Genomic DNA, 19,853 nt, shown 5'->3' on the forward strand with positions numbered 1-19,853 from the left:
ATGAGTGATTTTAAGGACGCCGCGTTCGGCGCAGGACATGACCACATCTTCCTGGGTGCCGGTCATGAAAAGAATGAACGCAAGACGTGGGCCGTGATTGCGCTGTGCAGCGCGATGATGCTAATTGAAATCGTCGGCGGCAGTATGTTCGGCTCGCTTGCGCTTGTCGCCGACGGCTTGCATATGTCGACGCATGCCGGCGCGATGCTGATTGCGGCACTTGCCTACACCTACGCGCGCAAGCACGCCAAGGATTCCCGCTTCGTGTTTGGTACCGGCAAGCTTGGTGACCTCGCAGGGTTCACGAGCGCTATCGTACTTGCAATGATTGCGCTGCTGATTGGCTACGAGGCGGTCTCGCGTTTCCTGTCGCCGGTGCCCATTCACTTCGGCGAAGCGATTCCTATCGCGGTGGTCGGCCTGCTGGTTAATCTGGCAAGCGTTTGGCTGCTGAGCGGCGGCGACCACGGCCATAGCCATGGTCATAGCCACGGACACGGTCATGCTCATGGTCACGACGACCACGCTCATGAAGACGAGGTGCAGAAGATTTTTGCGCCGTCCGGTGCGTTTGCTGTTTCCATCTTCGAGGATGGCGTACCGCCCGTCTTTCGGATTACACCAGCGACGGAGGGTACGCGACTGGACGCTTCAGCGGTGTCCGTTACGACGGTGCGACCCGGTGGCACGCAACAGGTATTCGCTCTGGCGGACCGGGGCGGCTATCTGGAATCGAAGGAAGACATTCCTGAGCCGCACGCCTTCAAGGCCATCGTGCGGATGCCAGACGGCGAGCATGAGGTGGAATTCGAAGAGCATGAGCACCACGACGATGAGCACGAAGCCGCCACCCGCGACCACAACATCCGGTCGGCCTACATCCACGTGATAGCGGATGCGGCGGTCTCCGTGCTGGCTATCATCGGCCTCGTACTGGCTCGCGCATTTGGCTGGCTCTGGATGGACCCGCTCGCCGGTGTCATCGGCGCGCTGGTGATTGCAAACTGGTCGTACGGCTTGATGCGGGACACTGGCGCAATCCTGCTCGACATGAACTCCGACCGACGTATGGCGGAGAACGTGCGTCACGCTATCGAGGACCGCGGCGACAAGGTCGTCGACCTGCATGTTTGGCGGGTGGGTCCGGGTCACATGAGTGCAGTGGTCTCAGTGGCAACGGGTGAACCCAAGCGTGATTCGCGCTTCTATCACGCGGTGCTCGAGCGCTTCAAGGGGCTGTCGCACGTCACCGTTGAAGTGCAACCTTCACACTCGGCGGCCTGACCCGTCTCAATCAAGTCGCCATGCATCGATGTTTGTGCTTTCGACGGCAAGACCAAATTGTGCGACGGGTGTTTTCGCACACTCGATGAAATGCGGGCGTGGAAGAAGATGACCGACGACCGGCGCCGTCAGGTGATTAACGACCGGGCGCGGCGGCAGGCCAACCTGCACCTCGAATCGCCAGCGTTGTTAACCGAGCAACCGCGAACGCCGGACACCTGAATCGACAAGGAGCGCCGTCACAGCTTCATTCTCGTGACTGGCTTCAATCCCCTGCGCGACCGAACCGCACCGGCTCATTAGGAAATATGGGTTCCATGCAGACTGAACAACGAGTCAGTGTTCTAAGGCAAATTCCGCGAAGCGTCTGGGTACTTGGCTGTGTCAGCCTGTTCATGGATGTCTCGTCCGAAATCATCCACAGTCTGTTGCCGATGTTCTTGATGGCAAGTCTCGGTGCCAGTGCAACGACGATTGGCTTCATCGAAGGCATCGCTGAGGCGACAGCCCCTATCGTCAAGATGTTCTCAGGGACCCTCAGCGACTATCTCGGCAATCGGAAGTGGCTCGCGGTTGCTGGGTACGGGCTGGGTGCGCTAAGTAAACCGCTTTTTGCAGTCGCGCCGACCATCGGCATTGTGGTGACCGCGCGCATCGTGGACCGGGTGGGCAAAGGCATCCGAGGCGCGCCGCGCGATGCGCTCGTAGCAGATGTCACGCCACCCCATCTGCGAGGCGCTGCATTCGGGCTTCGCCAGTCGCTGGATACCATCGGCGCGTTCCTTGGGCCGCTGCTGGCCGTTGTCATCATGCTCGTGTGGGCAGACAACTTCCGGCTCGCCTTCTGGCTCGCTGTCATTCCTGGCCTGCTCGCTGTCGCCCTGCTGACATTTGGCATCGATGAGCCCGCGCGGGAGCCGGGTGCAAAGCGGGTCAATCCGATTCGCTGGGACAGCATCAGGCAGCTCGGCACCAGCTACTGGTGGGTGGTCGTAGTCGGCGGGGTTTTCGCTCTCGCCCGGTTCAGTGAAGCTTTCCTCGTGTTGCGCGCGATGGGAAGTGGCTTGCCAATTGCGCTGGTTCCGCTCGTGATGGTCGCAATGAACGTCGTGTATGCGCTGTCGGCCTACCCGTTCGGGAAATTCGCCGACACGATGAGCCACACTCGATTGCTGGTTGCGGGCCTCGTCATATTGATGGCATCAGACGTGGTGCTCGCCCACGGCACGCATTGGAGCGTGGTGCTCGTGGGGGTCGCGCTGTGGGGCCTGCACATGGGGGTGACGCAGGGGTTGCTGGCCACAATGGTTGCTCACACCGCGCCGGCGCAACTGCGCGGTACCGCATTCGGTTTCTTCAATTTGCTAAGCGGTGTCGTTACGCTTGTGTCCAGCGTTATCGCGGGCGCCTTGTGGGACCGCTTGGGTGCAGCGGCCACGTTCTACGCGGGAGCAGGTTTCTGCGTCCTGACCATCGCGTTGCTTTTGTCCGGACGGACGCCAGCGACAGCTGCGGGCGGCTGAGTCAGCGTACTTTCAGGCGATGTGAAGGTGCGCATTCCGTTCGCCTTCAGTGTTCGCTGACGCGTGGTCGCAATCGCAAGACATAAACGGTTCTCCGGTCACTAGCGCTAGTTTCCATTCGAGCCCCCGGGGTACTCCCGTGCCGTTCAAGCCGCAATTATCCTGGAAGTGCTACTCCAAAAGTCTGTAGCAGGAGGAGAGCATTGAGCGACAGAACCGCAATCGCCGCCGCCGTGGCTAAGACGGTAGTAAAAGCGCGATTCTTACGAACGCCCATGACGTTCCACCTGCTGCTAAACCAAAGCAACGCCATCACCGGAAACGGCAGGGCAAGACTCAACACGACCTGGCTGATGACAAGCGCATTCGTAGCGTTCACCCCGAAACCGACAACTGCAAAACCGGGCACCATCGTCACAACTCTTCGCACCCAAAGAGGGATACGAAAACCAACGAAGCCCTGCATAATCATCTGGCCGGCCATCGTGCCCACGACCGAACTGGATATTCCGGAAGCGATTAGCGCGAGGAGAAAAATACCCGCAGCCCCTATGCCCAACAGAGGCGCCAGGGTGTGATACGCCGTTTCGATTTCGGCGACATCAGGATGACCCACTTGGAATGCACCGGAAGCCATGATGACCATGGCCATATTGATAAGGCCGGCGGTGGTCAGTGCGATGACGACCTCGACGTTCGAATATGCCAGCAGCGTGGTACGTTCAGCTTCTGTCTTTGGTGGAACCCGATTTTGGGTTAGCCCCAAATGGAGAAACAGTGCATGTGGCATAACCGTGGCGCCAATAATACCGACAGCAATCGTGAGAGCCTCTGAATTCGGAAGACGCGGCGAAAACGTATGCGTGAAGACTGCTGGCCAACCGACCGGTACGATGAATAGCTCGGCCACGTAAGACAAGCCAATCACACCGACCAGTCCCCCAATTGCAAGTTCGAGTGGACGGAAACCGGCACGCTCAAACAACTGTGTTCGCGGCAGAGCTCAGCGAGGTTTTGCCCGGTCACTATCCCGAGCTTCGCTGAAAGCGCCTGAAACAGCATGGCTATCAGATTTGCCAGTAGCACAAGCCAGAGGAGCGTATAGCCGTACTTCGCGCCAGCCTGAATGTTCGTCGCGAAGTTCCCCGGGTCCATGTAGGCGATTGAGACGACCACTGCCGGGCCGAAAAATGGCAGGAACACCCGCGCGCCCCGACCTTCGAGTCGCTCCCGTATCGCCAACGTCGTTTGCTCCGTCAGCGGTTTACGTCGGTCCTTGCGACGAGCACGGTCGTCCATTGCCACTCCAGCCTGTTAACGGCTGCACGCACTGCGGGTAAGCAGTCTGTCTGCGCATTGCAACATCATTCGCCAGCGTGCTTGGCCTGCCACTTCTTCATGTACGCAATTTCCTCATTCTGTGCCTTGATGATGCTTTTGGCCAGTCGCTTCATGTCGGGGTCCTTGCCGTACTTCAGTTCCACCTTCGCCATATCGATGGCGCCCCGATGATGAGGAATCATGTGAGCCACAAAGTCCTTGTCGGTATCGCCACTGTATGGAGGTGCGCTCATCTCCTTCATCATCTTTTCATCCGCTTCCTTGAACGCTGGCGTTGACGCGCTCGAACCGCTATCGGCCGAACTGGACATGTTCATCCCCGGCATGGATGCGCCTTGTTGCGCGCTGGCGGGATATGCCGCAACAGTCAATACGAGGCCCGCGCAAATGGACGCGGCGCGCAGAGCGAGAAGGCTCTTCATCTTGAATCTCCTTATAAGAAAGGTCATTTCGAGTGGCCACCGTGTTGATGGTGTGCATGGTCACGAGAGCTATGGCTTCCGCGCGGACCATGGACATGGTTCCCGCCTTCCATCATTCGCATCATCCCGGGGCCGCCGGTCCTGAAAAAGACGACCATCAGAATGAGAAAGACGGCGCCGAAGATGATGTCGAGCACGGTGGTGTAGTTGAAAGTAATTGCTGCATCGACGACTGCCGTATGCCGTTCCTTCGGAACCCATCCAAGCAGCTGGAACAGTGACTCAACTACCAATGCGGCCGCGACCCATCGCGACATAAAAGGTAACGGCCAGAAACGCAGTCATCCTACCGCCGTAGTACTTCCTGTAGATGTTGAGGATGGGAAGAATGATGAGGTCGCCGAAGATGAAAGAGCCACCCCACCGAAGCTGATGCCACCGTTCCACAGCACTGCGCGAGTGGCACGTTCCCGACCGAACAGGTAAAGGACGAAACAGCAATCAGTGGGCCGACAAACGCGGCCAAATCATCGCGGCCGTAGATCCTATGTAACGGGAGATTCGCCGGCGAACTGATCGATAAAATCAGTCTGTCGAACCCTGCTACAAGGAGAGCATCATGCGCACGGATCAGACCTTTACGACGGGTAGCGAGGAACAGTTGCTCGCGGTGTCACTTGAACTGGCGGCAGCAAACTGGAAGGTCGCGCTGCACGACGGCCGGCGCGACAAGCCAGCGGTGCACACGGTGGCACAGCCGCAAGCCGCAGCCCGCCTCCAGGCCGTGCTGGCACTGATCGAAGGGCACAGGGAGAAGTGGTCGCTACCAGCCGGCGTGCGCATCGTCGTGAGCTACGAAGCCGGGCAGGACGCGTTCTGGATCTGTCGCGCGCTCCAGGCGCACGGTATCGAGTGCTATGTCGTCGATCCGGCCAGCATTCCGGTCGAACGTCACAGGCGGCGCGCGAAGACCGACCGGCTCGATGCAATCAAGCTGGTCATCAACCTGCGCGCATGGCTGCGCGGCGAGCGCGACCGTATGCACGTGGTTCACGTACCGTCGCCGCAGGATGAAGCGTCCCGTCATCTGATGCGCGATCGCGGGCAACTGCAGAAGGAGGTACTGCAGCACCACGACCGTATGCGCAAACTGCTGGTCACAGTCGGTTGCTGGCACAACGTCGACCACAAGGCTTTCGCCGGTCAGCTCGCCTGTGGCCAGGTGATGTGTCATGACGGCGCGCCGTTGCCGCCCGAATTACGGGAACGGCTGCTGCGCGAATGTGAGCGACTGGCGCTCGTCGAGCAGCAACTCGCGGTACTTGAGAAGACGCGGCAAGCGAGTCTGCCTTCGCCTGCGCGCGAGCGAATTGATCAGCTAGCGCGGCTGAAGGCTATCGGGCCAGTAGGCGCGTCGCGCCTCGCGCTCGAACTGTTCTGGCGGGAGTTCACCAACCGGCGTCAGGTAGGTGCGTGCGTCGGACTGGTGCCGCAGCCCTACAACAGCGGCGAGAGCCAGGTGGACCAGGGCATCAGCAGGCAGGGCAATCGACGGGTGCGCGCCCTGCTCGTCGAGATCGCGTGGTGCTGGCTGCGTTACCAGCCGGACAGCGCGCTGACGCAGTGGTTCAACCAACGCACGCAGGGCACTGGACCGAATCGTCGCGCGCGGCGCATTGCCATCGTCGCGGTGGCACGACGCCTCGCAATCGCGTTGTGGCGTTATCTCAAGGACGGGGTAATACCCGATGGTGCGCAGTTGAAGTCGACTTGAGCAGGCAACGTAGCGCAATAATGCAAGGTCCGAAACTCCCGTGTATTGGCGGTTTGAAGTGAACATGCCCGTAGCCATCCTGGGTTACCGACGTAACCGATGTTTTAGATGGGGCATGCTCCTGGTGGAATCCCAGCGCAACGCGCATGCAGGATGAGGCTGGCCACGCGCCAGCGGATAGAAGGTTGTGAGACGTTGGTGTCTTACGCGCGCGAAGATCGGCTTCAGACTTGGAATATTGAACGGATCGTGGCAATTGCTGACGGCGGTGGAAGTTCCCGGGAACATGCCGCGCAAACGCGTTTGCATGATTGTGAGCGCAATGACTCGCGCTCACAATCATGCGCCAGCATATCGCCATCTCACAGCGTCAAGGGTCCGCTGCGCCAGGCTTCGCCTGCCCTTGACCCCGCAACGATGTTTCGATCCGGATGGTGACACGCTTGATCGATGATTTGTGAGTCAGTTCGCGAAGGGCCTTGACAACTTCCTGCTCATAGAAGGATGGCTGACGAGAAAATACTTCTGCCAGAAGCTGTCGGGCACCCATGCGCCGAGAGCGCCCGCGACGAGTAGCCCGATACCAATGTCGCGCCACAGCATCGACCAGTTCATCACGTAGCTGTGGCTGATGGCTGTCCACCCCTCCCGTGAAGCGAGACGTTGCTTCCAGCTCCCGTGCTGTTCGCCCATCGACATGGCCGCATGACCTTCCATGCTGCCGGCGATTCCCTTATTTGCCTGCTCGATAGAGTCCTTCTTCAGCGAGTCCTTGAGAAAGAACCGGAAGAGCAGTACCAGAACGACAATCATGATGGGTCCACCTATGAATTCAGCGCCGGCAAACTGCCACGAAATCAGTACCCACATCAGTACGCCAAGTTCGAGCACGAGATTCGTCGCGGCGAACTGGAACGCCATTGATGACGTGAAGTCGCCGCCCTCGCGCATGGAGCGTGCCATCGCGACGGCGGCGTAGGAGCAGGAGGAGGACGCGGCACCGAGCAGACTGGCGACGGTCAGCGACCGGGGAGATGCGTCAGGTAGAAGCCTGGACATCTCGGACTTCGAGACCACGACTTCAATTACGGCGGAGAACAGGAAGCCGAGACTCAATCCCCAGAATATCTGCCAGAACATCGTGAAGGCCATCCAGAGGGCATGACCGAGGGCAGTGATAATCTGCATCGCAACCTCCAGCGTGGAAGCTCCTATATGAGCGGCGCGCGGCTATAGAAGTAGATACCGTGAGGCGATTTTCCGACCTTGATGGTGTTAACGAGCTTGTGGGTTTTCATATCGATGACGCCGACGTAGCGGGTGAACCGGAAGGTCACCCACAGGTATCGTTTGTCGGGCGTCAGTTCCATGTCATCGGGACCAGCAAGCAAACCGTTGATGGTGCCCACATTGGTCAGCGTGTTCTGGTCGAGAATGCTGATAGTGCTGCCGACCCGGTTCGACACCAGAATGTGCTGTCCGTCGACGAGCGACCGGAAGTTGTGCGCACCCTTGTCGGTATGGATGGTCTTCACGATTTTGCGCGCCCGCCAGTCGATGACTGCGACGTAGTCCGCGCCGGTCATGCCAATCAACAGGTATTTGTCCCCCGGCGTGAGCCAGAGACCGGCGGGCGACTTGCCGGCGGGCATTTTCCAAAGCACGGTTTGGGTTGCCAAGTCAATCGCCGCGACCTCGCCTGAGACCTGCAGCGTGACGAAAACCATCTTGCTGTCAGCAGAGAAAATCATGTGGCTCGGCATCGCAGCTAGCGGCACGCGCTTGGCGAGCGCGAAGTTTTTTCCGTCGTAGTGGTAGATGTCCACACGGTCAAGGCGCAAGCCGTTCGTGACGAACCATTTACGGTCGTAGGAGAATCCGAGTTGATATGGGTCCTCGATGCCTTGAAGCCAGCGCTGGACTTTCCCCGTTTTCGGGTCGAGAAAGACGAGATTGTTGGCAACCGAGTTCGCGACAATCAACGACTGATTGTCGGGCGTCGCCATGAGGTGATGGGGTTCCTTGCCGACAGCAATCGTGTCGACGACTTTCTGCGTCGCCTCGTCAATCAGGCTTACGCTGGCGTCGGCTGAATTCAGTACGATAACGTTTTCAGCGTGCGCCGGAAGCTGAAACCCCAAGGCGAACAGTAACGCACAAATCGGGAGCCGCATTTCGTCTACCTCCGTGGGGCGTCGTCAGCCTTTGACCGTGGGATGGAATCCTGCCTGTTCGATGACGGCGACCAGTCGGTCCAATGGCAGCGTCGAATCGATTTTCACGACTTTGGTGGTGACATCGATGTCCAGCCTGGCTGCCGGGTCAACACTGTTGACCGCGCGCGTGATTGAGTTTGCGCACCCGCCGCATGACATATCTTTGACTTCGAACTCCATTTTCTGCTCCATTAGCAAATTGGAAGCCCAAGCTTGAACCTTCCCATGGCGGGAAGGTCAAGTACTGCGACGCGTCTGCTCGCAAGTCGTCGTCGCAGGTCAGAGGGGCGCAGAAAACAGAGAGTGAAATCGCCAGAGCGCAGTTACACACTGACACGGTCACTGTCTTACAGCCTTCCAGAACTGCGTGCTAGACTTCTGGACCATGTCCTATTGGCGCAAACTCTTCGTCGTCGTGCTGCTGATACTGAGCCTTCCGGTTCAGTCGTTCGCGGCCGTCTCCATGAAATGCGGGTCGTCGCATTTCGGGAATGAAGTCGCGTCTGCGCACCATGAAGACGCTGATGAGTCGCTCCCGCACCATCACACGCATGATGTGACAGTGGCTGGCAGCGACCATCACAGCCATCCCCAAGGCGGCGATGTGCACCATGCTCATTCGTGCTCGACATGCGCATCCTGCTGTTTCGGCGGAGCTTTGCCGGGCGCCGCCACGGTGGCGACATCCGCCGCCGCTGTTCATTTTGCTCTTCCGATTCCCCGCTCCGACCGCATCACGTCGTTCCTGACCGGCGGCATCGAACGTCCTCCCCGAATCTCCCTCGTCTAGTCCTTCTGTCGCGGCCGTAGCCGCGATGCGAAATTTCGACCTGATGGCCTGTCGGCTATCCAGGTGACTTACGACGAGAAAATCCATGCGAATGTTTATCGCGGCGCTAGCCGGGGCGGCGGCATTGTTGCCGGCGCTCGTGCACGCCACTACTGCATTGCCTGACCCGACGGATGCGGCTGCATCGGTTCCGACGGCTAGCGTGCCGTCCGTCTTTGCGGACTATCAGCCATACCGGGACCAGAAAGCGCCCAGCTGGCAGGAGCTCAACCGGGCAGTAACTACCTCGCCTGGAAAGCCGGGGATGAGCCACGGCCAGATGCCTTCCGGCGGCGCCGGTGCCAAGAGTAACGACCACACCTCTCATCAAGAGGAGTCGGCCAAATGATGCGGCACTTCTTTTCGTGCGGCCGCGTCGTTGCTGCGGCCACCGCACTAACGTTTCTTGCCGGCTGTACCACCTTTTCAAAGGACGGCGGCTTTAACACCGTTTCGACGACCGCATCGGAGCGTCTTGGGAAGGACGCCGTGCTGGTGAAGACAGACGAGGACCGCGAGGCGGTTGCAAAGCGGACGCAGGAGCTTCTTTCAAAGCCGCTCGGCATGGACGACGCCGTGCAGATTGCGTTGCTGAACAATCGCGGCCTGCAGGCTTCGTACGGTGAGCTTGGCATCTCCGAGGCCGACCTGGTACAGGCCGGACGCCTGCCTAATCCGGGATTCACGTTCAGTCGCGCGCACGGGAACGACTCCCTGAGCATCAATAGAACCTTCACGCTCAGCTTGCTGAATGTCCTGACGATGCCGTTGGCGACGCGCATTGAGAGCCGCCGCTTCGAACAGACCAAGCTGCTGACTGCAGATGCGATGCTCAAGGTCGCGGCCGACGCCCGCCGGGCCTACGTCAACGCGGTTGCGGCCCAGCAGTCGGCCGCGTACGCCGAGCAGGTAAACGATTCCGCCGAGGCCGGTGCCGAACTCGCGTTGCGGATGCAGCAGGCGGGTAATTTCAGCAAGCTCGACTACGCGCGCGAGCAGGCGTTCTACGCGGATGCCGTGGCGCAACTGGCGAAGACGCGACAGCAGTCTGTCGCTGCCCGGGAGAAGCTGACCCGCACGATGGGCCTGTGGGGAGCGAGCACGCAGTACAAGCTGCCCGACCGTCTGCCGGACCTGCCCAAGGACCGTCCAGAGCTGAAGGACCTTGAGAGCTTCGCGATGCAGAACCGGCTGGACATCCAGGCGGCGAAGCTGCAGACGCAGAGCGTTGCATCGTCACTGGGTCTGAGCAAAGCGACGCGTTTTATCAACGCGCTGGACGTCGGGTATCAGAACAATTTCACGACATCCGACGGCCACGAACAGGGCTACGAAATCGGCGTCGAGATTCCCATTTTCGACTGGGGTGGCTCGAAAGTGGCCCGAGCCGAAGCGATTTACATGCAGTCGGTCAACCGCGTCGCCGCGACCGCGATTGACGCACGGTCCGAAGTTCGCGAGTCGTACTCGGCCTACATGACCGACTACGACATCGCGAAGCACTACCGCGACGAAGTCGTACCGATTCGGAAAACCATTTCGGACGAAATGCTGCTTCGCTACAACGGCATGCTCGCAAGCGTTTTTGAGCTGCTTGCCGATTCGCGCGACCAGGTCGGTGCAGTGAACAGCTATATCGACGCGCTGAAGGAATACTGGCTCGCGGAGACCGACCTGCAGCAGGCGGTCGGTGGCCGCCTCCCGCCGCTCGCGATGGCTTCGTCGTCATCCGCACCCGCGACGCAGCCGGCGTCGCCTACAGATTCTGAAGGTAAATGAAATGGTGTCACGTCGAAACTTTCTTGGCGGCTCGGGGGCCGCGCTGCTCGGAGCAGCATTGGTGAGTAAGGCTGGCGCTGCGTCGCTGCCCGAGGCGCCCACGATGGCCAAGGCCACTATGCAGCCGCCTCACGCGCCTCCCAATGGCCGTCCGTTTGCGCCCGTTGCCACGCTGAACGGCTGGTCGCTGCCGTGGCGCATGAAGAACGGCTGGAAGGAATTCCACCTGACTGCGGAGCCCGTGGTACGCGAGATGGCGCCGGGCATGAACGCCAATCTTTGGGGTTACAACGGGCAGGCCCCGGGCCCAACCATCGAGGCAGTAGAAGGCGATAAGGTCCGCATCTTCGTGACCAACAAACTGCCGGAGCACACCACCGTTCACTGGCACGGGATGCTGTTGCCGTCGGGCATGGATGGCGTCGGAGGACTCACGCAACCGCATATCCCTCCAGGCAAGACGTTCGTCTACGAATTCGAGCTGGAGAGGCACGGCACCTTCATGTATCACCCGCACGCCGACGAGATGGTGCAGATGGCGATGGGAATGATGGGCACGTTCATCGTTCATCCGAAAGACCCGGGCGTCATGCAGGTCGACCGCGACTTCGTGTTCATCATGTCCGCGTATGACATCGACCCGGGGAGCTCCACGCCGCGCGTCAATGAGATGACCGACTTCAACATGTGGACGTGGAATTCACGGGTCTTTCCAGGCATCGACCCGCTGCCGGTCCGTGCCGGTGACCGGGTGCGCATCCGGTTCGGCAACCTGACGATGACCAACCATCCCATCCATCTGCATGGATATCACTTCGAGGTCGCGGGCACCGATGGCGGATGGATTCCGCCGGCTGCGCGATGGCCCGAAGTGACCGCTGATGTCGCGGTTGGCCAGATGCGTGTCATCGAATTCACAGCCAACCGGCCCGGCGACTGGGCGTTTCACTGCCACAAGTCCCACCACACGATGAACGCGATGGGGCATCAGGTACCGAACCTGATTGGCGTCCCGCAGAAGGACCTCGCAAAACGCATCAACAAGCTGGTGCCGGACTACATGGCGATGGGCAGCACGGGTGGCGCAATGGGCGAGATGGAGATGCCCTTGCCCGATAACACGCTGCCGATGATGACAGGCACCGGCCCCTTTGGCCCTTTGGAGATGGGCGGCATGTTTAGCGTCGTGAAGGTTCGCGAGGGACTGGGGCGAAACGACTACCGGGACCCGGGCTGGTTCAAGCACCCCAAAGGGACGGTTGCCTACGAATACACCGGCGAGTTGCCGGACAGCTGATTTTTGTCCTGGTCGGACACGCAGTCCGGTCAACCTTTTATCTAACGCAGGAGAAAGAATGATGAACAAGGTATTTGCATCGATTGCAGTTGGCTGCGCATTGGCGATTTCGGGCGCTGCATATGCGGCTGGCGAGATGGGCAACATGGAAATGAGCGGCAGCAGTGCCAAGCCGGCAGGTGAAAAAGCCGGAATGTCGCATGGCGAAATCAGGAAGGTTGACGCGGCAGCCGGGAAGCTGACCATCAAGCACGGCCCGCTGGAAAACCTGAACATGGAAGCCATGACGATGGTGTTCAAGGTCAAGGACCCGGCAATGATTTCGCAGGTCAAGGTGGGCGACAAGATTGATTTCGTGGCCGAAGAAGTAGACGGCGCACTGACGGTGACCAAGCTGCAAAAGAAGTAACGGCTCATGGGGTGTTGCCCTCAAACGCCGGCAACCCCCACTTTGACTATCCCAGGATGGGCAAGAACATGAAAACATTTACCCGCAAGCAATTCACGAGTCTGGCTTCGGCCGCCGCCATTACATTGGTACCCGTCGCAGCCTTTGCCCACGGCAGGCTGGAAAGTGCCGTGCCGCCCGCTGGCAGCACGGTCGATACGGCACCGGAGACGCTTCGGCTGACTTTCAACGAGGAACTGGAGACCGCGTTCAGCACCGTGAAAGTAACCGACGCAAGCGGCGCGGCCGTGAGCAAGGAAAAGGTTAAGGTCGATGCCGCGAATCCGCGCGTGTTGACCATTGCTGTCCCGAAGCTGTCGTCGGGTTCCTACTTCGTGCAGTGGGCCGTCATGACACATGATTCCCATAAGACGAAGGGCACATACGGCTTCCAGGTGAAGTGATGAACGACGGTCTCCTCGGTATCCTGCGGCTCGCGTTCGTCGCTCTACAGAACCTCGGCTTTGCAGTTGTGGTCGGCGTGCTGCTCAGTGACCGGTGGCTCGCGCGCCGACCCTCACCGTGGCAGACAGGCGTGAGCCGGCGACTGGTTCGCGCTCTACGTATTGCGTCGGTCGGCGTACTGATGTCCAGCGCGTTTGCATTCTGGATTCATTGCGCGTTGATGAGCGACTCCACGCTGCTGGAGGCGGGGCCTGCAATCCGCTCGATGCTGGTGGAGACCGGTTTTGGTCATGCCTGGTCGGTTGGCGAGGGACTGATGCTGTGCGTGGTCATCCTTTCGTTCATGCAGACGGGCAAGTCGATTCGATTTCCGCTAGCCATCTGGTTGGCCGTGGCTGGTGTCGCCCTCGCTCGAAGCAATGGGGGTCATCCGGTCGATGCTGGCCTTTTCAGCCTGCCTGTATGGGCGGACTGGATACACCTGCTCGCCATCAGCACGTGGGTGGGCCTTGTGCTGGTTGCAACTTACGTTGTGATGCCGCGTTTGTTCGAAGCGGAGGGAACTGAGCATGTGAACAGTGGTGCGTTCGTTCAGTCGCTCTCGGACGCTGCCACGTTCGCGCTGATTTTGCTGTTTGCTACCGGTGCGTACAACGGGTGGCGCGGCGTCAATTCGGCGGGCAACCTGGTCGGTTCGATTTATGGACAGATTTTGCTTCTGAAACTTGCGCTGGTGCTCGTTGCACCGCGCTCGGCGGGCACAATCGCTTCTTTCAGATGCCCAGCCTATTGGCGTCTTTGACAAATGCGTCATCGACATCGCCGGTACGCCACCTCAAACGCTTCGCCGCTGTCCTGCATGTCGAGTCGCTGGTCTTGGCGGGCGTGCTGGTCGCTGCTGCCGTGCTAGTCTCCAGCCCGCTGCCGGACACCTGGTAGCCACTTCGGCAGCGTTTGTTTCTCACGTCCACGATGGTCACCGCCGCAGGGTCAATTGAGGGCTCAGCCAGCCTCGATTGACTCCCCAGGCAAAGGCCATCTTTTACAGGACCCGACCGCATGTTCGGGTCCTTTTTTTATGGCTCCGAGCCTTGACAACGAAGCAACAGATTCACGTCAAGGCAGCATTCGCCGCCAGCGGCGCGAGCTACGGCGGCCCGCGTGTGATGCATGAACCCATCAGGAACCGATTGCACTAGCCGCCGCCTGCAGCGGTGGCGCACGCGCTTGACCTTCCCATCATAGGAAGGTCCAAAGTGAAAAATGTGCGGTGTACGGACCGTGCTCTAAAGGGGCTCAATATGAACATTGGTGAAGCGGCGAAGGCGTCCGGCGTGTCGGCCAAGATGATTCGCCACTATGAGGAAACAGGACTGATTCGACCGGCGAAGCGCACGCAGTCCAACTACCGCGTGTATTCGCCCAACGATGTGCAAGTACTTCGTTTCATTAAGCGAGCGCGCCGACTCGGCTTTTCGATGAACCAAATCACCCTTTTGCTCGGGCTGTGGCAGGACGGCCGGCCGAGTAGCGAGGTCAAACGCCTGGCCATGGGGCATATCGGAGAGCTGGAGCTGCGTATCCGCGAACTCGTTGAAATGAAAGAGACCCTCGAGAACCTGGCGAAGCACTGCAGAGGCGATTCTCAACCTGAATGCCCAATCCTGAATGACCTGACTGCAACGTCATTGACCCAGCGCAGTCATGAGACGGTGGACTGCGACCGCGCGCTTGACCTTCCAATAGGGGGAGGGCCAATGCTGAATTCATTCAGCCTGAACGGAGAGAAAAAATGGAATTTGAAGTGAAAGACATGACGTGTGGTCACTGCGCGGGCCTCATCACGAAAGTGATAAAAGACGTGGACCAATCGGCGATGGTCCACGTATACCTTGACCAAAAACGGGTGAAGGTTGTGTCTGAGACGTCGCCCGATGAGTTTCTGCATGCCATCTCCGAGGCGGGTTACAGCCCGATTTCGAAAGATTGACTTGCGCCCCGAGCCTCCCTTGGCTCGGTTGTGGTAATCCATGAGGTGATGAAAATGGAAGCGACAGTGCCGCAGGCCGGCGGTAGAAAGCCGACCAAAGAATGGACTTTCCCAGTGGAAGGAATGACTTGCGCGTCTTGCGTTAGCCGGGTTGAAAAAGCGATTTCAAAAGTGCCGGGCGTCGAACGGGCGACCGTGAATATCGCCACCGAGCGTGCGAACGTAACGACGGACTCATCCGTCGTGCCGGATGCGCTTGTTGAGGCAGTAAAACGCGCAGGCTACGAAGTGCCACAGTCGTCGACCTCGCTTAACGTGGGCGGCATGACATGCGCATCCTGCGTGTCGCGCGTCGAAAAGGCGCTGCTCCGGGTAGCCGGCGTGGCTGATGCCGTCGTGAACCTCGCAACAGAGACCGCAACGGTGCGCGGCTTTGGAGTTAGAGAGGACGCGCTCGTCGCCGCCGTCTCGAAAGCGGGCTATGAGGCATCATTGCACACCGACGAAGCGAAGCATGCGCCGTTGCCCCGGCGAGACAGCGAGATGCTGGCAGTTTCAGTCTGCGCGCTGCTCACGCTGCCGCTGGCCGTGCCGATGGCCGCCCAGTGGTTAAGTCTGCACGTGATGCTGCCACCGTCCGTTCAACTCGTGCTCGCGACAATCGTGCAGTTTGCGTTCGGTGGGCGGTTCTACAAGGCTGCATACAAGGCGGTTCTGGCGAGAGCCGGCAACATGGATTTGCTGGTTGCGCTCGGGACTTCCGCTGCGTACGGGCTGAGCGTGTATGAACTGATGGCTCATCCTGGCGAAATGGGGCACCTCTATTTCGAGTCGGCCGCCATCGTCATTACGCTGGTGCGTTTCGGCAAATGGCTGGAAGTGCGTGCGAAACGTAAGACGGCCGAGGCCATACGGGCGCTGAATGCTCTGCGGCCTGAAACGGCGCGCGTGCGCGCAAACGGCGAAGAAAAGGACATTCCACTGTCCCAGGTCAGATTAGACGACAGCGTGGTGGTTCGTCCTGGCGAGCGAATTCCGGTCGACGGCGTGATTCTGGAAGGCCAAAGCGATATTGACGAGTCGCTCATCACGGGTGAGAGCTTGCCGGTGTCCAAGGGCGCAGGCGACGCGGTCGTCACCGGCTCAATCGTGGCGCATGGCTACCTTGCTGTGCGGACAACGGCCGTCGGCGCTGACACGATGTTGTCGCGCATTATTCGGCTGGTCGAGTCCGCACAGGCCGAGAAGGCGCCGATTCAGCGTTTGGTGGACAAGGTAAGTGCGGTATTCGTGCCGGCTATATTGGGCATTGCATTGCTGACCTTCTTCGGCTGGCTCGCTGTGAGTGGAAGTGCCGAAATCGCAGTGCTGAACGCGGTCGCGGTACTTGTCATTGCCTGTCCCTGCTCGCTCGGTCTTGCGACCCCTACCGCGATTATGGCAGGCACCGGCGTGGCGGCCCAGCACGGCATACTCATCAAGGATGCCGAAGCCCTGGAACTGGCCCATAGGATGAATGTGGTTGCGTTCGATAAAACTGGCACGTTGACCGAAGGCAAACCCAGTCTCGTCATATTCGAGCCGGCACATGTGTCACGAAACGAGGCGCTGCGGCTTGCTGCGTCGGTTCAGCAGGCGAGCGAACACCCACTTGCCCGTGCGGTCGTCGCGGAAGCACAAAGCGAAGGACTTGCACCGAGCAGCGTCGCAGACGTCACAGCGCTGCCCGGTCACGGCATTGAAGCTACCGTGGACGAGCGGCAACTCGTCATTGGCAGTGACCGGTGGTTGGGCGGGCGCGCTGTCGAGGTGCCGAGAGGACTGCAGCAAGCAGCCGAAGAAGCGCAGGCCTCGGGTTTGACCGTGTCATGGTTGATTGAAACAAAACCCGATTCGCGCGTGCTCGCCTTGATGGCCTTCGGCGACGCCATAAAGGACACCGCGCGTCGTGCTATCGGAGCGCTCTCGGAGATGGGCGTGCGCACGGTCCTGCTTACCGGTGATAACTGGGGTAGCGCGCAGCGCGTGACAAAGGAACTGGGCATCGACGAAGTGCATGCCGAATTGCTGCCCGAGGACAAAGCGAACACCGTCGCCGCGTTGCGTAAGGCTGGCGCGGTTGTCGGTATGGTCGGTGACGGGATAAACGATGCGCTCGCGCTGGCAGCGGCTGACGTTGGCATTGCCATGTCAACAGGCACGGATGTCGCCATGCATGCTGCAGGCGTGACGCTGATGCGTGGCGACCCGTCGTTGGTGGCCGACGCGATTGACATCTCACGCAAGACGTATCGGAAGATTCGGCAAAACCTCTTTTGGGCGTTCGTCTATAACGTCGTCGGCGTGCCCCTGGCGGCTTTTGGCGTGCTCAGTCCCGTCGTGGCGGGAGCCGCGATGGCCTTCAGCAGCGTGAGTGTTGTCAGCAACGCATTGTTGTTGCGCACGTGGAAACCGAAGGCAGGCAGGTCGGCGTCAGGCACTGTTGACATTGGAGCCGTTCAGGAAGAAAAAGCACGCGGTGCCTTAGCCACACCTCACTGAGCGGCGGCCTTCGGCGGATGTATGCATGGCCGGGCGCCCGAAGTGCGCGGTACAGACTGGTTCCGCGAACGAGTCTGTACCACGTGCGTGCATTTCCGTAGAGTCCTTTCGCTGGCGGCTCAATTGCCGGCGGCAGGTTCTGCGCCCCGCCACCATAATCGTCAGTCGGTGCCGGCGCTGCGCGCTGAGCGACACTAGCTACACATTCGCGGGTACATGGATAAAACGGCTCCGCTATAATCACAGCCATGAAATTTCTTCGGACATTGCTCCTCCTGTTGCTTTGCGCCGCGCTTCCCATCAGTGGGCTGGCGGCCAGCGGCCTCACTGGAGAATGTCCGATGCAGATGAGCATGGGCTCCGACGATAGTGGTGCAATGTCTTCGGACATGCCTGGCTGCGAAACGATGAAATCCTCCCAACCGGAAAAAGCCAAGGGCTTCTTCTGCAAGGCAACGGCGCAATGCCAGCTTGGCAGTCTGTACCACCCGGTTTCCACTACGGAAGTAACCCGTCCCGCCGGGCTGTCCAGCCCCGTCGTATTCCACTACGCACTGTCGCTCACCGTCCGCGAACCGGCCGGACTCTGGCGACCTCCTCGCGCCATCTAATCCCTTTCTGACAGGTTCACCGCATCTGCGGTGAGGTCGTCCTGCGTCCAGGACGTGGATTCCCTGTGGGAGTCCGCCGTAGGGGTTAGAACATGCCTTTAACTATTGGCACGCCGTCATGCCGGCGTGCACCACTGCGCGCGCGTTCGCTTTTTGCCGCGCTGATCCTTGCGAGCGTCGTCGCACACGCGCAGGAAGCACCCGTCGCGCTTGATGCGGCGCTCCAATCCGCTACCGACCGCTCCGCCGCCATGGGGGCTGCGCAGGCTTCAGTGCGCGCCAGTTCAGAAGCCTCCGTCCGCGCAGGGCAGTTGCCCGACCCTACGCTAAAAGCCGGCGTCGACAATCTGCCTGTGACCGGGCAGCAGAAATACACCATTGGCCAGGATTTTATGACGATGCGCCGTATCGGCATCGAGCAGGAATGGGTTTCGGGTGACAAGCGGCGGCTCAGGTCCGCATTGGCGAACGATGTAGTGGACCGTGAGCGGGCCAGCTACCTCGGCCAGCTCGTGAACACCCGCCAGCAAACGGCCACAGCGTGGTTGAACGCGGTTTATGCAAAGAGGGCCGTTTCGCTGCAGCAGGAACTCGTTGACCACATGACCCACGAGCTGGATGCGACGAAAGCGTCTTATCGCGGAGCGAAAGCGACTGCCGCCGATGTTACGCAGGCCCAGGCGATGCTCGCCCAGACCCAGGACCAGTTGCTCAAGGCCCGGCAGACGTTGCAGACCGCGCTTATAGGTCTGTCCCGCTGGACGGCAACGCCCGTTTCTGATGTGACAGGCGAGCCGCCGGCGCCACAGTCCTATGTATCGTCACTGCCGCCCGAGGAACTGAGTCAGGTGCAGCCGGTGCTCGTCGCAGCATCCCGCGACATTACCGTCGCCGACGCCGATACGGCCGTTGCGAACAGTAACCGCAGTCCCAACTGGACATGGGAGGTCGCCTACCAGCAGCGCGGAGGCGGATTCTCGAACATGGTGTCGGTTGGCGTCAGCATCCCGCTGCCCATCCATCGCAAGAACTATCAGGACCGGGACGCGGCGGAAAAAGCTGAACTGGGCACCAAGGCGCGACTGATGTACGAGGACGCGCAGCGTCAGGTCGAAGCGGATATCCGTACGCAGTCAGCCACGCTCGCGAGCGGTCGCGAGCGCATTACCAATCTCACCCACTCCCTGCTGCCGGCTGCGGGCCAGCGCGTGCAACTGGCGGCCGCCGCATACAGGGCAGGCACTGGCTCGCTGGCCGATACCTTTGCTGCCAGGCGTGCGCAGCTCGACGCCGAACTTCAGGTGCTCGACCTGCAGCGCGATGTGTCGCAAACCTGGGCCCAACTGGAATACCAGGTCGTGCCCGCCTCGATGTCCGTGAGTCAGTGAAGGAG

At 60.1% G+C, this 19,853-nt stretch carries 18 protein-coding genes and 3 pseudogenes; 15 read left to right on the top strand and 6 right to left on the bottom strand.

The annotated features are described in order from the left end of the window. The 3 genes from dmeF (at position 1) to RW095_RS01370 (ending at position 2,807) form a co-directional block, all read left to right on the top strand. Positions 1 to 1,284, top strand: a complete 1,284-nt coding sequence (dmeF, locus tag RW095_RS01360; RefSeq protein ID WP_317016001.1) for a CDF family Co(II)/Ni(II) efflux transporter DmeF — start codon at positions 1 to 3, stop codon at positions 1,282 to 1,284. 9 nt (positions 1,285 to 1,293) lie between these two features. Continuing rightward, positions 1,294 to 1,506, top strand: a complete 213-nt coding sequence (locus RW095_RS01365; RefSeq protein WP_317016683.1) for a DUF1289 domain-containing protein — start codon at positions 1,294 to 1,296, stop codon at positions 1,504 to 1,506. A gap of 95 nt (positions 1,507 to 1,601) precedes the next feature. Continuing rightward, the gene (locus tag RW095_RS01370) at positions 1,602 to 2,807 is read left to right on the top strand and encodes an MFS transporter (protein ID WP_317016685.1); all 1,206 of its coding nucleotides are present in this window, start codon (positions 1,602 to 1,604) and stop codon (positions 2,805 to 2,807) included. A gap of 157 nt (positions 2,808 to 2,964) precedes the next feature. Here RW095_RS01370 and RW095_RS01375 read toward each other — a convergent pair. Further along, positions 2,965 to 4,106, bottom strand: a pseudogene (locus RW095_RS01375) (Nramp family divalent metal transporter). 65 nt (positions 4,107 to 4,171) lie between these two features. Further along, complete coding sequence (gene copM / locus RW095_RS01380; protein WP_317016002.1) at positions 4,172 to 4,570, bottom strand: CopM family metallochaperone; 399 nt, start codon at positions 4,568 to 4,570, stop codon at positions 4,172 to 4,174. Between the two features lie 89 nt (positions 4,571 to 4,659). On the opposite strand from copM, the gene RW095_RS01385 reads away from it, so the two are divergent. Together RW095_RS01385 and RW095_RS01390 are read left to right on the top strand one after the other, a co-directional pair. Next, positions 4,660 to 4,851 carry a hypothetical protein gene (locus tag RW095_RS01385; protein ID WP_317016004.1) on the top strand — a complete coding sequence of 64 codons (192 nt, stop codon included), beginning with the start codon at positions 4,660 to 4,662 and terminating at the stop codon, positions 4,849 to 4,851. Positions 4,852 to 5,189: 338 nt separating this feature from the next. Next, positions 5,190 to 6,344, top strand: a complete 1,155-nt coding sequence (locus RW095_RS01390) for an IS110 family RNA-guided transposase (protein ID WP_317016005.1) — start codon at positions 5,190 to 5,192, stop codon at positions 6,342 to 6,344. A 462-nt stretch (positions 6,345 to 6,806) separates the two neighbouring features. On the opposite strand, the gene RW095_RS01395 is transcribed toward RW095_RS01390, so the two are convergent. The 4 genes from RW095_RS01395 to RW095_RS01410 all read right to left on the bottom strand — a co-directional run bounded on the left by RW095_RS01395 (position 6,807) and on the right by RW095_RS01410 (position 9,173). After that, on the bottom strand, positions 6,807 to 7,532 hold the full coding sequence (locus RW095_RS01395) for a permease (RefSeq protein WP_317016007.1): 726 nt from the start codon (positions 7,530 to 7,532) through the stop codon (positions 6,807 to 6,809). 23 nt (positions 7,533 to 7,555) lie between these two features. Then, on the bottom strand, positions 7,556 to 8,518 hold the full coding sequence (locus RW095_RS01400) for a YVTN family beta-propeller repeat protein (RefSeq protein WP_317016008.1): 963 nt from the start codon (positions 8,516 to 8,518) through the stop codon (positions 7,556 to 7,558). Positions 8,519 to 8,542: 24 nt separating this feature from the next. Then, positions 8,543 to 8,740 carry a heavy-metal-associated domain-containing protein gene (locus RW095_RS01405; RefSeq protein WP_317016010.1) on the bottom strand — a complete coding sequence of 66 codons (198 nt, stop codon included), beginning with the start codon at positions 8,738 to 8,740 and terminating at the stop codon, positions 8,543 to 8,545. Positions 8,741 to 8,930: 190 nt separating this feature from the next. Further along, positions 8,931 to 9,173, bottom strand: coding sequence for a hypothetical protein (locus RW095_RS01410; protein WP_317016011.1), 243 nt, complete (start codon positions 9,171 to 9,173; stop codon positions 8,931 to 8,933). Between the two features lie 561 nt (positions 9,174 to 9,734). Here RW095_RS01410 and RW095_RS01420 point away from each other — a divergent pair. The 10 genes and pseudogenes from RW095_RS01420 (at position 9,735) to RW095_RS01465 (ending at position 19,848) form a co-directional block, all read left to right on the top strand. Next, positions 9,735 to 11,168 (top strand): TolC family protein, encoded by a 1,434-nt coding sequence (locus RW095_RS01420; protein WP_317016013.1) that lies wholly within the window; start codon positions 9,735 to 9,737, stop codon positions 11,166 to 11,168. 1 nt (position 11,169) lies between these two features. Continuing rightward, complete coding sequence (locus RW095_RS01425) at positions 11,170 to 12,465, top strand: copper oxidase (protein ID WP_317016015.1); 1,296 nt, start codon at positions 11,170 to 11,172, stop codon at positions 12,463 to 12,465. 61 nt (positions 12,466 to 12,526) lie between these two features. Then, positions 12,527 to 12,874, top strand: coding sequence for a copper-binding protein (locus RW095_RS01430; protein WP_317016686.1), 348 nt, complete (start codon positions 12,527 to 12,529; stop codon positions 12,872 to 12,874). Between the two features lie 68 nt (positions 12,875 to 12,942). Further along, entirely contained in the window at positions 12,943 to 13,317 is a 375-nt protein-coding gene (gene copC, locus RW095_RS01435) for a copper homeostasis periplasmic binding protein CopC (RefSeq protein WP_317016017.1), read from the top strand. Then, a pseudogene (locus RW095_RS01440) lies at positions 13,317 to 14,257 on the top strand (copper resistance D family protein). The gene copC and the pseudogene RW095_RS01440 overlap by 1 nt, the downstream one beginning before the upstream one ends. A 362-nt stretch (positions 14,258 to 14,619) precedes the next feature. After that, positions 14,620 to 14,994 (top strand): annotated as a pseudogene (gene cueR, locus RW095_RS01445) (Cu(I)-responsive transcriptional regulator); the annotation flags it as partial. Positions 14,995 to 15,110: 116 nt separating this feature from the next. Next, positions 15,111 to 15,308, top strand: coding sequence for a heavy-metal-associated domain-containing protein (locus RW095_RS01450; protein WP_317016018.1), 198 nt, complete (start codon positions 15,111 to 15,113; stop codon positions 15,306 to 15,308). A gap of 54 nt (positions 15,309 to 15,362) precedes the next feature. Further along, positions 15,363 to 17,849, top strand: coding sequence for a heavy metal translocating P-type ATPase (locus RW095_RS01455; protein ID WP_394365025.1), 2,487 nt, complete (start codon positions 15,363 to 15,365; stop codon positions 17,847 to 17,849). A 248-nt stretch (positions 17,850 to 18,097) separates the two neighbouring features. Beyond that, on the top strand, positions 18,098 to 18,460 hold the full coding sequence (locus RW095_RS01460; RefSeq protein ID WP_317016020.1) for a hypothetical protein: 363 nt from the start codon (positions 18,098 to 18,100) through the stop codon (positions 18,458 to 18,460). A gap of 92 nt (positions 18,461 to 18,552) precedes the next feature. After that, positions 18,553 to 19,848, top strand: a complete 1,296-nt coding sequence (locus tag RW095_RS01465) for a TolC family protein (protein ID WP_317016021.1) — start codon at positions 18,553 to 18,555, stop codon at positions 19,846 to 19,848. Positions 19,849 to 19,853: the final 5 nt, after the last annotated feature.

It is taken from the genome of Paraburkholderia kirstenboschensis (assembly GCF_032806925.1).
GTDB lineage: Bacteria > Pseudomonadota > Gammaproteobacteria > Burkholderiales > Burkholderiaceae > Paraburkholderia > Paraburkholderia kirstenboschensis.